Source organism: Nostoc sp. FACHB-152 (assembly GCF_014697475.1).
GTDB lineage: Bacteria > Cyanobacteriota > Cyanobacteriia > Cyanobacteriales > Nostocaceae > Nostoc_B.
This window is the reverse complement of record NZ_JACJRV010000078.1, coordinates 17394-32117: the sequence shown is the minus strand read 5'-3', so window position 1 is coordinate 32117 and position 14724 is coordinate 17394. Positions and strand designations below refer to the sequence as shown.

Genomic DNA, 14724 nt, shown 5'->3' with positions numbered 1-14724 from the left:
CAAAACTATATTATTAAACAGTGCCAGACTCCTTTAGTTTTGGTGTTGAGCGATATTGATCGCTTTTTTAAATATCCCCACATTGCTCATGATTTTTTTGTTTTATTGCGTTCTTGGTGCGAAGAAGCACGACAAAATCACAATTGGCAGAAACTAAGACTCGTATTAGTTTACTCTACAGAACAGTATATTTCTTTAGATATTAACCAATCTCCATTTAATATTGGGCTACCTATCCGTCTGCATGAATTTACCCAGCAACAGATAGAAGAATTAGCTAGAAGATATGGGTTCAGGTGGACGGTAGGCAAAGAATCGGCGCGTTTGATGTCTTTAGTTGGTGGACATCCGGCACTGATTCAACTAGCGTTGTATTATTTGAGTTCTGGGACTATAACTTTAACAGAATTGATCCAAGACGCGATCGCCAATGGAGGAATTTACCGCGAACATTTACAGCAACACTGGGTAAGACTGCGAGCTAATCTTCATCTAGTCAGGTTATATACTGAGCTTGTTACTAGCCAAAAAAGTTTGCTGCTTGACCCAATGGATACTTATAAGCTAGAAAGTTTAGGATTAATTTCCTTGGAAGGCGATCGCATTCTACCACGTTGCGAACTCTACCGTACTTACTTTGCCAAGCAGCTATCTATCATGGCTTCTTAATAATTCAAGATTCAAACACAAATTAGTTACTTTCAGGGATTTAATATAATAAATCCCTTTTTTAAGCTGGTTGCTTCTGACAGTGAGGATAATAGTGTTAAACTCTAACGCTATAAAGTAAGCAATAGCCAAGGTAGTTAGGAGATCAGTAAATCATAAAACTGAGACAGCAAAACCCTGTCACCTGTCGCCTGCTATAAGTGGCTCAAAACTGTCGGACATTCAGTGACAGTTTAGACTAATACATTAGAGTGAAGTCCAAAAATTTAATCAATAACTTCCAAACTAATCTGTTAAAAATATTTACTGATTTATGAATAGCAGCTTCGATGTAGAAGGAATTATCTTATCTGACAATATCAAATTAAAACTGAAATCTTTAGAGGATGTTAATTTAACTCCGCCAACTTCCATCATTTATTTAGATTATGGTCATGATTTACAGCTAAATCTAAACAAGATTTTTAACCTTCAAAGTAATGTTACATACATAAAGGTTGCAGTTGACAGAATTATTACTGAAATATTTGGCGGCTATGAAATTATAATATCTGCACCACAATATAGTATTTATCAAAAAAATAAAGAAATTGAGCTAGGTTTTAAGGGCTTACTAAATAACCAAGATATAGAATTAATCTTCGGTAAACAGTCCATCCTAAAATATAAATTACCTAATAATTTTAGTTTTAGCTCTTTAACAAATACAGTACCTATAATCAACGATTTAAAATTAAGCAATCCAGAGTTGATTTTAACTAAAAACAGCTATAATTTTACTCATTCAAGCTTAGGTATTATTAATTTAATTAAAGGATTAAATTTTATCGGGAATATTGATTTCACCAATATTCAAACAAATTTTAGTAATTTTATGCGTCAAAGCTTGGGCATTACTTGTTTAGGCTCGGTAATTAATTTTAATCCTGTGGGACATATAAATTTAACAGGTAATATTATCGGTGATATTCAGCTATTTTCCCAACAACAATTTAAGGCTATTTTTAACAATTTGCTTATAAGATTAAATATTGGGGCTGATTTAGAGCCAAACTTTGAATTAATAGGAAACTTGATTATTCAAGGCTACGATCCTACCCAAGAAAACGAACCTAAATTATTTCTCACTGGGAATATCTCTCTTGAACCTGAATCTTTAACCGCATACTTCTGTCAACAAGGTGAAAAATCTTGGTGTAATCCCTATGGACTTGTGGGAACTGAATTTCGTAATGTTAGGTTTCAAGGAGGAGGTACGTATTTACCTCCCTACTTCGATAACTTTGGCTTTATTGGCGATTTGAAATGGGAAAAAATAGACCTTGAGGTAGCATTCCTCATGGATACTAATGATCCTGAAAGATTAGCTTTAGTGTTAAATCCCAAGCAAGCAGTTAGCTTAATTGACTTGTGGCGGGGGCCAGTCGCTTCTTTTATTACCAAACAAGTAGGATATTCCATCGATTTAGTTAACAAAGCACTAGGATTTTTAGAAAACTTAGTGAACTTAAACATTGAACCAATTGATTCAGATAGCGATGGAACATTCAATCCTTTAATTAAGTTTGTTCCCTTCCCGACAACTATTGCTGGCCAATTGGTATCAGAAGGATTAGAAATTAATGGCAAAATTTATGCTTGGGGACATACAGCAATTTTAATTATTCAAGGTGACAAAACTTTTAAAAATATTGGAGGCTCATTAAAAGTTGCTGAAATAGATTTGGGTTTCCTGAAAATTAAGGGAACAGATGACAAAAGTTTAGATTTAGCTCTCAAAGTAACGCCTAACGAGCAGTATCTTCAAGGGGATGGCTATGTAGAGCTTTTTGGCAATGAAGTTGCAAATGTAGAATTTAAACTTACCAATACTAATGCTACGTTTAAAAACTTTGATTTAAGTTTAGCTAATCTGTTAAGTATCGATATTGATGCTCTACATATTGATATAAAATCTGGTAGTGGTAGGGGTATAGGAAAGATTTTGGTTTTGGGTAATACACTAGCAGGTATTACATTTGATATTAATCAAAATGAGGTTGCTCTAAAAAATGTTCATTTGAGTTTAGCAGGTTTCTTGGTTTTAACTATTCCCAGCCTCTTAGTTAACTTGACCAACAAAAGTGCCTCAGGAACAGCTAATATTATTGCTTTTAATCAATCTTTGGGCAGTGGTACATTATCATTTAACACTCAAAATATTTCAATTAATCATGTATCTCTTAATTTGGCTAATATTTTGAAGCTAAATGTTCCTAAATTAAAGCTTGATTCAACAAATAAAAAGTTTTTTGGCTTAGGTAATGTTGCTATCTTGGGTAAACAATTCACAGAGTTAGGTATCAGCCTGAATGAAACTGGGTTTCAAACTCTCAGTAATTTCAATTTTGGTATTTTAGCTTTTAATAGTGCTACAGTAACTCTAGCTAAAGGCTCTAATGGTAATATTAACGACTCTGCAAGTATTGCAGGAAATCTTAAGTTTTTAGGTTATACTTTTGCTAATATCTCTGCAAGTTTGAATAGCAAAACCTTAACTACATCAGGTAGCTTTAATTTTGCTGGTGTTCTGATACTTAAAGGAGTAAACAATCAAAAAAATGCAACACTAATACTTAAAAAAGTCAAGCATGGATTGTATTCTGTTAGTATCATGGGCAGCTTTTATTTGTTAGGAAAACAGTTGACATCACTGGCTATCCGCCATAACAATGGAACTATAACAATTTTAGGGTTAAAAGTTCTTAGTAACTCTGTTAGTAAAAAAGTAATCCATAGGTGAGATAAAAAAGTTTTTTTACTGCTAGGAGGTGTTGTTAAAGGTTAACGATAGTCTGCGCTAACGCCACTTGCTTTATGCCGGGAAATCCTTGCAGCACAGTGTTTTCATCTGTTACCTGTCCACTGCTATAGCTGAAAATAATGATTTCCTATCTAGTTATTTCGATTTGATATGGCAATAAGTATTACTTTATTTTTAATCCAGTAATAATCTCATTTTTATTTTTTAATGTAAATAGTGAACTATTAATTTCAACAATTTCATATTTTTCTGTTATAAATATAGAACCAAGGCTAGCTATCATATCTGCCAAATAAACTGTAGACAAAAAAAATAATTGAAGATTAAATCCTGATTTAGGAAGATTTTTAACTACTAAACATAATCTTCGATCATTTACATACCATACACCAGCGAATTTATTACCAGTGATAATTTCGCTAGTTTTATATAAAAAAAATGTTTGAATTTTAGTTTGCTCATAAGTCATATCATCTTTAAAATGAATAGATATTTTTTCCCAATTGGTATTAAAACGCCATTTTCCAAAAAGTAACATTTCGACTTCTGTATCAGAGTGATTCATAGTACTTAAAGTTCTATCGGTGTCGTCGGGGATGATTTCATCGTTAATGCCTTAATGATTTGTTGGAAGTAGGGCATCTGCGATCGCACTCGAAATTGGCAAATCTAAATCTTTCTCTAGCATTCCCCACTCTCCAACAGGATTGATTTCTAAAAAGACGTACTCGCCTGATGGTGTCAGGATCAAATCTAAAGAGCCAAATAAAAGCCCTAGTCTTCCCATAAAAGCTTGCAGACGAAGCACTACTTTATCAGGAAGTTGGTGGTGTTGCCATGCACCAACTTCAACACCTGGTTTACGCCAATCAACTTTGGCTGCTGCATACATATCTGCATTCAATGCTCCTACAAATACATTGCCATTCACATACGCTACTCGCAATTCTTGCTGCTTGGAGATTTGCTCTTGAAAAACCATTGGACAGTAGCGCAGTGACTCAGCATCTTGTAAGTCTTCTTCTCTTACAGTGCTGGTGTAAAGAAAGAATGAGGAGTTAGCTTCCATACTGTAGGAAAGAGTAGTTAAAAGCTTGCTCACCATTTTGCCGTTAACTTGCAAAAAAAATTCTCGTGCTGCTTGGGCTTTATTGGTTACAAGAGTCTGAGGAATCACAAAACCTACTTCAGATGCAATTCGCAGTTGACGCAACTTGTTATTTGCATAACTTATCCGCTCTAAATCATCTACCCAATCAGCTTCCTTGAGGCTATCCCAAAAACCATCTAAAGTTGCTTTTGATTCTCTTACGCAAGCTTCACGGAACTTAGGTGCTAATTCTTGACTTAGTTTTGGTTCCCAAATGCGGCGCGTCCACACAGCTTGCACCTGCTGGGTGCTGATAGAGTAGTTTTTGTATTCTATCGTGTGGTATGTTTTAGACTTGTCCAAATGTGCTGTTAATTGAACTTCTAGAGGAAACTTATCAGTATCTAGACGAAATGGTTGCGCCCCTTTTCTTGCTAAGGCTTCTGCAACTCTATCTATAGTGAAGAAATCACCACTGTGAGTGAGTAATAAAACAACATCACGAGACAGGTGCATAAAATATTTTCGTTTAAAATTTTAGAAGGTAAATATTAAGCAATACCAAATAAGTTTTTACATATTTGGGATGCTCCCATTTTGACTGTGTTTGGAGACGGAGTAATCTTCCTTGAGATTGGTTATTAACCAGTATTAGGAGTTATTAGATAACTCCTAATCCCTTCATTTCAGATGCAGAAGACTAAAATTACTTGTCTTCCAAATCTGAAGGATACTTAAAAGTCCAAGGAAATGAAGGAGTCTCTGTTTCTTCAGTAGTTTGTGCTGCCAAGAAACGGGCGAAGAATGGTACTATTTCAACATTCCCTGTTTTAACTGTGTTTGTAGACATTGCTTTTTCCCTAAAGGAAATTGTTTTGGCCACTAAAATTTATATCAGTAATTAAATATATGTACAAGGACAGTTAAGACAGTTAAGAAGCACTAACTTAAGAAATTTAAGACATTTAAGCAGAAATTTGTTAACACTTGATAATATTTAGTAATAATTTCTAAGTAAGGAATTATGAGATTTTAATGCGATCGCTGATTTACTCAACTGGTTACAAGCAAATCAAACAGTTTAGTTTAACCGTTATAACTAATAAAAGTAAAAAATAATCCTTACTTCCTTTGGCGAACCTAAAAGAATATTTTAGTTTTTTGGGAAAGGCGTTTTGCCTCTCCCTCGACAATGCGAAACCGAAAAATATTAATTATGATCAACCCACTTTTAAATAATTCTCCACAATCTGCAAAATTCGCTCCGCCGCGTGACCATCACCAAATGGATTAATCGCATTAGCCATTGCATCATACGCAGCAGAGTTACTCAACAACTCCGCCGCCGCAACTAAAATACTTTCGCTTTCAGTTCCCACTAGTTTAGCTGTACCCGCAGTTACCGCTTCAGGACGTTCTGTAGTTTCTCTCAGCACTAACACGGGTTTACCAAGGCTGGGTGCTTCTTCTTGCAAACCACCAGAATCAGTTAATAAAAAATGCGATCGCCCAATTGCACCCACTAGTTCGGCATAATCTAAAGGTTCCGTCAAAAATACTCGCGGATGTTGTCCTAATAATGCTTGCAATGGTTCCCTAACTGTTGGGTTGCGGTGTAATGGTAACACCAAAGCTGTATCAGGAAACTTATCTAATATTTGCAGAAAACCGTGAGCGATCGCTTGTAGTGGTTCTCCCCAATTTTCCCGACGATGAACTGTGGATAACAACACGCGATATTCATTCCAGTTCAAACCCGGTACATTACAAGCTGGTTCAGTTGCAGCTACATTCAACAGTGCATCAATAACTGTATTACCCGTCAGGTGAATTTCTCCCAACACCCCAGAACGTTGTAAATTCTCCACCGCCAAAGTCGTTGGCGCAAAATGCAATTGGGTAAGTTGAGAAATTAACCGTCGATTTGCTTCTTCTGGATAAGGATTGTAAATATTATCAGTTCTTAAACCCGCTTCAACATGACCCACAGGGATTTTTTGATAAAAAGCTGCCAACGTTGCTGCAAAAGCAGTCGTCGTATCTCCTTGGACAATAACTAAATCCAGCTTACTTTTTTGAAATAACTCTTCTAGCCCTCTTAAGCTGCGGCAGGTAATATCACTTAAAGATTGTTTAGGCTGCATAATCTCTAGGTCATCATCTGCCTTCAGGTTAAACAGTTGCATGACTTGTTCAACCATCTCACGATGCTGCCCAGTTAAAATTACTTGCAAATCAAACTGTGGCGATTTTTGAAAAACCTGAATTACAGGTGCTAGTTTAATTGCTTCTGGACGTGTACCGAGAATAATGCCAACTCGCTTTTGATTAGTCATGGGTCAAGAGTCAATAGTCAATAGTCAATAGTAAATACTCAATCCCGACAAATGACAAATGACCAGAACCCCTGCGGGGAGGCAACAGGCAATAGGCAATAGGCAATAGGTAAAGAATTAGCTCAGAAAAATAAGGATTTAAAGCACCATTTTTTATAAAAAGTATATCTAATCTCTAGCCTCTAATCTCTAGTCTCTAGCCTCTAGCTTTTTGCAAAGTGTACTGCACCCAACTAAAAAACGCTGCATCTATAGCAACCCGTGTAGGAGATCCAAACAAATCTATTGCCTATTGCCTTCTAAAAGCATGAAAAAACCCGGTTGAACCGGGCAGATGCATTGTTTGTTGTGTTTAGCAAAGTAGTTATAGTTTGATGTCACAAGTTAAAGGACAAGCGGCGTAGACAGTAGTTTGCTGCAATTCTTCTGCTTCTCCGTGCAGCCAACTTAACCACTTGATTTGGCTTGGATGTACACCTCTAAAGGTGAGGACAGCAGCAGCGATCGCAACTGCCAAAATATTGAACAAAATTAAACCGCCTGCGACTAATAAAACCGCACTAACAGGCATTACTGATTGCAAAACAATCGACAACAAGCATCCAACTGTAGCCATCAACACAACTAATGGAAAACCGACAACTAACAAGCATACTGCCAATGTGAACGTCCATATCAAAAAGCTTTTAATCATCATCAAGGAGTATGTCTTTTCGAGATTAGAGCTTTGAGCTGAAACCATGACTTTTTCTCCAAATACACAGCAATAAATTTAATTTCAGTTAGATACCGCTGTTGGCGAATCAACTGACTATTTCAGTGAATTCCAGTATATAAAAAGGGCTAGGAAAAATGAGCATTTAGTTACTTAACTTTACAGTTAATTTTTTGTAATTATGAATGTAAAGTTCCGTTTATTTCTAGATATGTGAACAGTTCCTGCCATCTATCTCCAGGAATAGAAGCCTTATAAGATGAGCTTACTAAGCGTATAGTCAACTTCTGAAATTGATCCCCTTAATATTTCTTATCAAATTAAGCAGTGTCTCTCATAATTCTGAAATACGGCTGAAAAAAATACCTGCGGCTGTTTTGGCTGTTAAATGCTAGTAAATTGCGTTGTTTTGCCGGAAAAATTTCTCATCTAATTAAGCAAAGAATTTAAGAATCAGCAATTGTCATTAAATATACTTTATTTTATAAGTGCTTTTTCTGAGGGTTGTCAATGTAGATAGTGTGCTAAACCAGTTTATATAGGGCTAATATTTTCCTACACTAATAGCCAGTTGGAGAAAATATATAAAAAAAGATACGACTAGCTAAAAAGTATGTAACGAAATATGAATTCAAGTTTTGCATCTAAGAGAAAGCAACAACCCTGCTGTCTGCCTTTCTGAGAACCAGCAAGATAAATTTTTTGCTGAGTCAAGTTAATAACTGCTCAAATTTAAAGATATATGACAGAAACAAAGCATCCTGCCAATTCCAACCCTGTTCCTTCTAGAAACGTGCCACCTTTGCCGCCGCCTCCACCATCTTTAATCACACAGAAGCAGCATACACAAACCTTGGATATGTCTATCCATCGGAACGTTACTCAACCTGCACCACCACCTGTGGCGGGTCATCGTCCTGGAACATCCCCACAAAATGCATCAGCTAAAAGCAATCCTTCAGGGCTAACTTTGGCGCAAATTATTAAAGAAGCATTTGATAAGGGTTATTCTGATATTCACTTGGGTGTCGGCGAAGTACCTCGTTATCGCAACCGTGGAGAAATTCAACCAACTGAGTATCCAGAAACGGATCTTGAATCTTTCATGAGTTGGTTGCGGGAGGTAATGACTGAAGCAGAAATTCAGCGATTTGAAGAACATTTAGAGTTTGATGGTGCAACTCAATATGAATTTGCCCGTGTACGGATCAACGTTTTTGGCTCAATGAAAGGCCATGCAATGGTACTGCGGTTGATTCCGTTGAAAATTTTATCGATGGAACAGTTGAGATTACCGCCCGTTTTCCGAGATATCTGCCACTACCACAAAGGATTAATCTTAGTCACAGGCCCCACTGGTTCTGGTAAATCAACCACAATGGCGGCGATGATTGACTATATCAATCGAGAAATGGCCAAGCATATCATCACCATTGAAGATCCCGTTGAATTTGTTCACCAAAGTCGCAAGTCGTTAGTCAAACAACGAGAAGTGGGGATGCACACTCGCAAATTTGATAACGCTTTAAAAGCAGCCTTGCGGGAAGACCCAGATTTGATTCTGGTGGGTGAAATGCGGGATAAAGAAACAGTCAACACCGCCTTAAAAGCTGCTCAAACTGGTCACTTAGTGATGGGAACATTGCACACCAATAGTGCAGTGAAAACCATCGAGCGGATTCTTAATTTATACTCTGGCGAAGAACAGGATGCGATGCGCGTAGCCCTAGCAGAATCTTTGGTAGCAATCATCGCCCAAGGATTATGTCGGACGACTGATGGTAAACGTGCTGCATTCCACGATATCTTAATTAACACTGAGGCGGTTAAAGAATGGGTCAAAGACGGTAAGTATGATGAAATTGGTGAACTGATGAAGCAGGCCAGTTTTGATGGCATGATTACAATGAATCAGTCACTGCTTAACCTCTATCAAGAAGGTCGCATTACTGAAGAAACAGCTTTAGAAATGTCACCGACTCCTAATGAAATGGCCCAGTTTCTCCGAGGACGAGTTTAATTACAGTAACAGGTAAAAAGTAACTCGCCTCTACTTTTTACCTTTGAGTTCCCCAACCCCTGTAACTAGCTTGACTACAGATAAACTTGTTTTACCTCAAATCTTTAAAGGCATAGCCTTATTTACTCCAGGAGGAGATTTAATTTATTGCATCGACCCAAATAAACAGGGTCGATGGCATTTGCATTTGTGCGCTGCTTTGCAAGAAATCCTAGATTTATCAGAACCGCCTCACTTTTTAGTTCCATGTTACACAGCTACACTTGACCATTGGTTAGATCCCCATACCCGACAAATCCGTACTTTTGCAGAAGCTTATCCAGCAGTTCTTCAACATCAAGCATTGTTGAATGCAATTTTTAACACGGGTGAATTAGTGTGGCAAGCTGCTCCGTGGCAAGATGGATTATGCGATCGCATGGTATTGGCAACTTATCGCTCTACATTTCCCCAGCTTTGGGAAGACCACGATTTAGTTATTAATTTAGACCTTTCCGAAAAAGCTCCCAAATACCATCCGCCAGTTAGAGCCATACAAACAGCACCGCAAAAAACTCAAGGTTACGTTCTGCGCTTATTTGTAGCAGGTCATAGTGCGAACACAGAAAAGATACTGCAAAATTTACATGAATTGTTAGAGCGATCGCTAGGATATCCCTATACTATGAAAGTGATTGATGTTCTAACTAATCCAGAACAAGCAGAAATCGATCAAGTCTCTGCTACTCCCACCCTTGTTAAGGTTTGGCCACATCCCATCCGGCGCATCGTTGGCGATTTAGATAATGCTGAGAAGATTCTCCAGATGTTGGGAGCGACAAAGAAAATATAGATTTAACCGCAGAGAGGCGAGCCTAGAGCAATAGGCTTAAGCATCGCATTCAATTGTTTAATGTTATCGGTAGCAGTTTGTGCCATTGCATTGAGAACCGAGCGCATGACAGCAGCAACACAAGGAACAGCTACCGCATTGCCAGCTTGTTTTCTGACAGATTGATAAGAGCCAACTATCTGATAAGAATCTGGAAAGCCTTGGAGTCGCAACATTTCACGTTCTGTCAATCTTCTTTCACCGTTGACTAAGAGGTAATTATAAGAAGCACCTGCTCTCAAAGCGCATGAATAAGGATATGCACTAATATTGCCGCCTTTGTTTTCATGCCAGATAGTTGCTTCGTTATACTGCTGCTTTCCCTTGCGTTTTTCGATGCGACTATTTCTAATTTTTTCAGAAGCATAATAGAAAGCTGGTACTTCATCGACCAAAATTTCTGCAAGCGGTTTCATAGGAACACCACCAATTGGCCAAAGAAAATTAACTTGCTGACGGAAGCCAACAATAAAAATGCGTTCACGCTTCTGCGGTACACCAAAATCAAGGGCGTTTAAAATCCGATAGTCTGCATAGTATCCTAAGTTACTAAGCATTGCCATAATTCGCTTCAGTGTTTGACCTTGATTATGTCCTTTTAGCTGTTTGACATTCTCCAGCACAAAGGCTTGCGGCTGTTTTGCTTGTAATATGCGGGCAATGTCAAAAAATAAAGTCCCACGTATATCATCAAACCCTTTCATGTCGCCGCATATACTAAAGGGTTGACAAGGAAACCCTGCCAGCAAAATATCATGGTCAGGAATTTCTTGAGCTTCTATCTTAGTGATATCACCAGCAGGCTGTTCACCAAAGTTTGCTGCGTATGCTTTTTGAGCATCAGAGTCTATATCACTAGAAAAAACACAGACGGGTTTAAGATTAAGCTCTTGACAAACCATTTCTACCGCAATACGAAACCCGCCAATTCCACAAAACAAGTCTAAAAATTTGATAACGATTTTTTCGGACTGATGCATCTATTCAGTGTGTACTGCAAGGCAAATGAATTATCTACTCATTATCGTTCAAAAGGGGGTAGGGGGTAGGGTGTGGGGTGTAGGGAAGGTGTTGGTAGGGGTTCAAGCTCCTACCAACACCGTTGCTCTCAAAGGCAGGGCTTATATCCCAAGAGTTGTTGGGGCTGTCTGTCTGTTTCCCCACACCCTACACCCCACACCCCACACCCGCCCCAACGGGGCTTGGTAAAACTAAACTCACAATATTGATAGAACTTATCCACCTCTGGCATTTTCTTGCGATAATTCCCAAGGGATGTGCTTTGTTCTGGTTCGTCAAAGGGGGATAGATGACAATCAAGCGGTTGGTTTTAATCGTTTCGACGTTGATAGCAATTGGGTTGGCTACTTTATCTTTAGTTAGTAGTTGGCAAAAACCCCAGTTCCAGAGTCGTTTAGAACTTTATCAAACAAATATTGCTTTGCAAGCCCAAGCTTGGCAACCAGAAGGTGCTGATAATCTTGGGGGGATTCGCAAAGCCATACTTGAAGATCAGCCTTTGCAAAGTGCTACTAAGCAATATCAAGAAGCCAAAGAATCTGTACAAACTAATCTAGATAAAGTTCAAAATCAGCTGACACAGCTACGTTCTCAATCCAAGATTGTTCCTCCACCTAAACCCCTACCACAAGACAGTTTAGATACTGGCACATCTCCTGAATTAAAACTGCAACAGTTAAGGCAGTCATTGTACCAACAGCAAAAATTACTAGCCGAATTAGATTTGAATCTAGGAATTTTACAAGCACAACAAGGACAACCAGACGCTGCACTCAAAACCTGGAGTGAAGTACAAAATTTAGTAGAAACAGATAACCCACCAATCAGCACTGAATTTTTAGAGACGGCTGCTGCTTTGAGTGGAATATGGAGTAATCCACCCCGCATATTACCTGATGCCCAACAGTTAATTCAAAGGAATTTAGATGGTTGGTTTCGCTACACTGCTTTAATTCAGCTATACCAACTCCAGCAAAGACAAGAACCTTTATTGGCAGTTAAAGCCGAACAACAAGAAGCTGCTACCCAAGCTGTGCTTAGACTAACCCTGATTGGCACGATTCCATTTTTGGCGGCCTTGATAGGTACATTCCTATTGATTTTCTTATTCATTCAGCTGTTGCTGAAAGGTAAAGAGTCATTAATCGCACAAAATGGTGATTTAGTTTGGTCAACACCTTGGGATGCAGAAACCATAATCCAGGTGTTCGTCGTCGGGTTTTTCTTCATGGGACAGGTGTTTGTTCCCCTTTTACTATCTGTACTGCCGATTCCTCGCCCGATTACGGATGTGCGTCTCCAAGCTGTTTCTGTTTTAATTAGTTACTTTTTAGTGGCTGCGGGTGCGCTGTCGGTATTGTATCTCTCCATCAAAAAGTATTTCCCTCTACCAAGGTTGTGGTTTAAGTTTCAGTTACGAGATTATTGGTTTTTATGGGGGTTAGGGGGATATTGCGCGGCTTTACCGATAGTTGTGGTGGTGTCGTTGATTAATCAAAAGCTATGGCAAGGACAGGGTGGTAGTAATCCCTTATTGCAACTGGCACTAGAAAGCCAAGACTTTGTGGCACTTGGCATATTTTTCTCTACAGCTGCGATCGCCGCCCCACTATTTGAAGAAATGTTATTTCGCGGCTTTTTGCTGCCTTCCCTCACTCGTTACCTACCTGTGTGGGGATCAATACTAGCTAGTAGTTTATTGTTTGCGATCGCTCATTTGAGCTTGTCAGAAGTTTTACCACTCACTGCCTTGGGCATCGTTCTCGGAGTAGTTTACACGCGATCGCGTAATCTCCTAGCTCCTATGTTGCTCCACAGCCTTTGGAATAGTGGTACACTACTTAGCCTATTTCTCTTAGGCAATGGTAATTAAAAATACGATGATAATACGGTTGCCATAGATAAAAATATCTGATTTTATCTCGTTATGTCATCATATCTAATTTAGATTTATTGAATACTTAATTCAGTAAATGCTGACTTCAACTGAACTTTATTGAGATTAAATAAAATTTCAGCCATACTGTTAAATAAATTACAAAACTTCTAGATAAACATTTAGTAATATCTGGGGAGTTGGAATTATTTTCCAGAGGTTGAGTTCCTATCTGTGCTACACATAACAGGCAAGATTGAATCATAAATTCAAGATTGACTGATAGGAGTGGTAAACGAAAACTAAATAAAGTGTTGAGTGCTAGGTTGATTAAATGGCATTTTTTTTCAATAAAAGATAAATGTCAACCCTGTAAAATTTATACCTTTCCAATAAACTTGGAATCGCATCATTACATCCAGAGCAAAAAAGTCCGGAAGTAACATTAATTTGCTTGTAGAAAGTGGTATGAGATTGCCGTTTCTTGCTGATACTTAGGATTAATTCTCCTTCAGAGAAATCATACCTAAGAATCTGCAAAACTGCTATATTCAGTGCCATAATCACAATTAAATAGAGATTGATAGCCAAAAGCATATAGACCAGGACATTTTCAGAGCATAAATGTCAGGAATTGTAATATTTTTACTTCCTGTCAGCTATCTCTTGACTTATGCCTTGAGCTATATCAATTAGCTTTATGGTTCTAAGCTAGAAAGTACTTAGATTTGTTAATAATATTTTGATTGTTACTTTTAAAGGGGTGACGCATTCCCTGATTTAAATAACAGTGAAAAGCATATTAGCAAAACTTAAGTTCGATAAATATTTTCTGTATGCAGTTGTAGAGAATTCACCTTGAATTCTAACTTCTGAATTCTTAATTTTTCTTCATAAAAATAGCTTGAACTAATAAGTATCAATATATCTACTTGTTCTTATTACAAGAAAAGCTTAAATTCTTACCTAACTGTGGAGGAGTAATAATCATATGGCAAATCTTAACCCTAGTCATCCTAATAAACAACTTCTGGCTGGTTATTGCGCGATTTTGTTTGGAGGTTTTGGAGTTCATAAATTTATTTTAGGATATAACCCAGAAGGCTTTATTATGTTGGCTATATCTATAGTTGCAGGCACATTTACCTACGGAATTGCCTTGATAGTAATGCAACTGATAGGTTTAATAGAAGGCATGATTTATTTAAATAAATCACCGGAAGAATTTTACGAAACCTATTTTGTCAAGAAACAGCGTTGGTTCTAAAAGTATCTCCCAACTAATGTTAGATATCGCCCCTACATCCTTCTCATTTTAGTGAGT

The 14724-nt window shown here is 37.8% G+C and carries 13 protein-coding genes; 7 read left to right on the top strand and 6 right to left on the bottom strand.

The annotated features are described in order from the left end of the window. Positions 1-669: AAA-like domain-containing protein (locus tag H6G76_RS30150; protein WP_190709211.1), on the top strand; the 669-nt coding region annotated here is incomplete at its 5' end. 313 nt (positions 670-982) lie between these two features. Further along, on the top strand, positions 983-3451 hold the full coding sequence (locus H6G76_RS30145; protein WP_190709209.1) for a hypothetical protein: 2469 nt from the start codon (positions 983-985) through the stop codon (positions 3449-3451). Positions 3452-3635: 184 nt separating this feature from the next. Here H6G76_RS30145 and H6G76_RS30140 read toward each other — a convergent pair whose 3' ends face one another. The 5 genes from H6G76_RS30140 to H6G76_RS30120 all read right to left on the bottom strand — a co-directional run bounded on the left by H6G76_RS30140 (position 3636) and on the right by H6G76_RS30120 (position 7640). After that, a complete protein-coding gene (locus H6G76_RS30140; protein WP_190709207.1) occupies positions 3636-4037 on the bottom strand; it encodes a hypothetical protein in 402 nt (133 codons plus the stop codon). 51 nt (positions 4038-4088) lie between these two features. After that, positions 4089-5078 (bottom strand): MvdC family ATP-grasp ribosomal peptide maturase, encoded by a 990-nt coding sequence (locus tag H6G76_RS30135; RefSeq protein WP_190709205.1) that lies wholly within the window; start codon positions 5076-5078, stop codon positions 4089-4091. Positions 5079-5268: 190 nt separating this feature from the next. Further along, positions 5269-5412 carry a microviridin/marinostatin family tricyclic proteinase inhibitor gene (locus tag H6G76_RS30130; RefSeq protein ID WP_190709203.1) on the bottom strand — a complete coding sequence of 48 codons (144 nt, stop codon included), beginning with the start codon at positions 5410-5412 and terminating at the stop codon, positions 5269-5271. Positions 5413-5782: 370 nt separating this feature from the next. Further along, complete coding sequence (gene wecB / locus H6G76_RS30125) at positions 5783-6898, bottom strand: non-hydrolyzing UDP-N-acetylglucosamine 2-epimerase (RefSeq protein WP_190709200.1); 1116 nt, start codon at positions 6896-6898, stop codon at positions 5783-5785. Between the two features lie 364 nt (positions 6899-7262). Continuing rightward, positions 7263-7640 (bottom strand): hypothetical protein, encoded by a 378-nt coding sequence (locus H6G76_RS30120; protein ID WP_190709198.1) that lies wholly within the window; start codon positions 7638-7640, stop codon positions 7263-7265. Between the two features lie 715 nt (positions 7641-8355). Between H6G76_RS30120 and H6G76_RS30115 the strand changes: the two genes are divergently transcribed. Together H6G76_RS30115 and H6G76_RS30110 are read left to right on the top strand one after the other, a co-directional pair. Next, on the top strand, positions 8356-9633 hold the full coding sequence (locus H6G76_RS30115; protein ID WP_190709196.1) for a type IV pilus twitching motility protein PilT: 1278 nt from the start codon (positions 8356-8358) through the stop codon (positions 9631-9633). Between the two features lie 70 nt (positions 9634-9703). Then, positions 9704-10465, top strand: a complete 762-nt coding sequence (locus H6G76_RS30110) for a circadian clock KaiB family protein (protein ID WP_190709194.1) — start codon at positions 9704-9706, stop codon at positions 10463-10465. A gap of 2 nt (positions 10466-10467) precedes the next feature. Here H6G76_RS30110 and H6G76_RS30105 read toward each other — a convergent pair whose 3' ends face one another. Continuing rightward, positions 10468-11484, bottom strand: a complete 1017-nt coding sequence (locus tag H6G76_RS30105) for a DNA cytosine methyltransferase (RefSeq protein WP_190709192.1) — start codon at positions 11482-11484, stop codon at positions 10468-10470. A 25-nt stretch (positions 11485-11509) separates the two neighbouring features. Here H6G76_RS30105 and H6G76_RS30100 point away from each other — a divergent pair, with 25 nt between their 5' ends. The 3 genes from H6G76_RS30100 to H6G76_RS30090 all read left to right on the top strand — a co-directional run bounded on the left by H6G76_RS30100 (position 11510) and on the right by H6G76_RS30090 (position 14667). Continuing rightward, complete coding sequence (locus H6G76_RS30100) at positions 11510-11713, top strand: hypothetical protein (RefSeq protein ID WP_190709189.1); 204 nt, start codon at positions 11510-11512, stop codon at positions 11711-11713. A gap of 100 nt (positions 11714-11813) precedes the next feature. Further along, positions 11814-13397, top strand: a complete 1584-nt coding sequence (locus H6G76_RS30095; RefSeq protein ID WP_190709188.1) for a type II CAAX prenyl endopeptidase Rce1 family protein — start codon at positions 11814-11816, stop codon at positions 13395-13397. Between the two features lie 994 nt (positions 13398-14391). Beyond that, a complete protein-coding gene (locus H6G76_RS30090) occupies positions 14392-14667 on the top strand; it encodes a TM2 domain-containing protein (RefSeq protein ID WP_190709186.1) in 276 nt (91 codons plus the stop codon). Positions 14668-14724: the final 57 nt, after the last annotated feature.

Excerpts from the sequence above, each read along its gene's own strand:
- H6G76_RS30120 (WP_190709198.1), bottom strand. The coding sequence starts at position 7,640 with ATGGTTTCAGCTCAAAGCTCTAATCTCGAAAAGACATACTCCTTGATG.
- wecB (WP_190709200.1), bottom strand. The coding sequence starts at position 6,898 with ATGACTAATCAAAAGCGAGTTGGCATTATTCTCGGTACACGTCCAGAA.
- H6G76_RS30095 (WP_190709188.1), top strand. The coding sequence starts at position 11,814 with ATGACAATCAAGCGGTTGGTTTTAATCGTTTCGACGTTGATAGCAATT.
- H6G76_RS30140 (WP_190709207.1), bottom strand. The coding sequence starts at position 4,037 with ATGAATCACTCTGATACAGAAGTCGAAATGTTACTTTTTGGAAAATGG.
- H6G76_RS30130 (WP_190709203.1), bottom strand. The coding sequence starts at position 5,412 with ATGTCTACAAACACAGTTAAAACAGGGAATGTTGAAATAGTACCATTC.
- H6G76_RS30135 (WP_190709205.1), bottom strand. The coding sequence starts at position 5,078 with ATGCACCTGTCTCGTGATGTTGTTTTATTACTCACTCACAGTGGTGAT.
- H6G76_RS30100 (WP_190709189.1), top strand. The coding sequence starts at position 11,510 with ATGAATTATCTACTCATTATCGTTCAAAAGGGGGTAGGGGGTAGGGTG.
- H6G76_RS30115 (WP_190709196.1), top strand. The coding sequence starts at position 8,356 with ATGACAGAAACAAAGCATCCTGCCAATTCCAACCCTGTTCCTTCTAGA.
- H6G76_RS30105 (WP_190709192.1), bottom strand. The coding sequence starts at position 11,484 with ATGCATCAGTCCGAAAAAATCGTTATCAAATTTTTAGACTTGTTTTGT.
- H6G76_RS30090 (WP_190709186.1), top strand. The coding sequence starts at position 14,392 with ATGGCAAATCTTAACCCTAGTCATCCTAATAAACAACTTCTGGCTGGT.
- H6G76_RS30145 (WP_190709209.1), top strand. The coding sequence starts at position 983 with ATGAATAGCAGCTTCGATGTAGAAGGAATTATCTTATCTGACAATATC.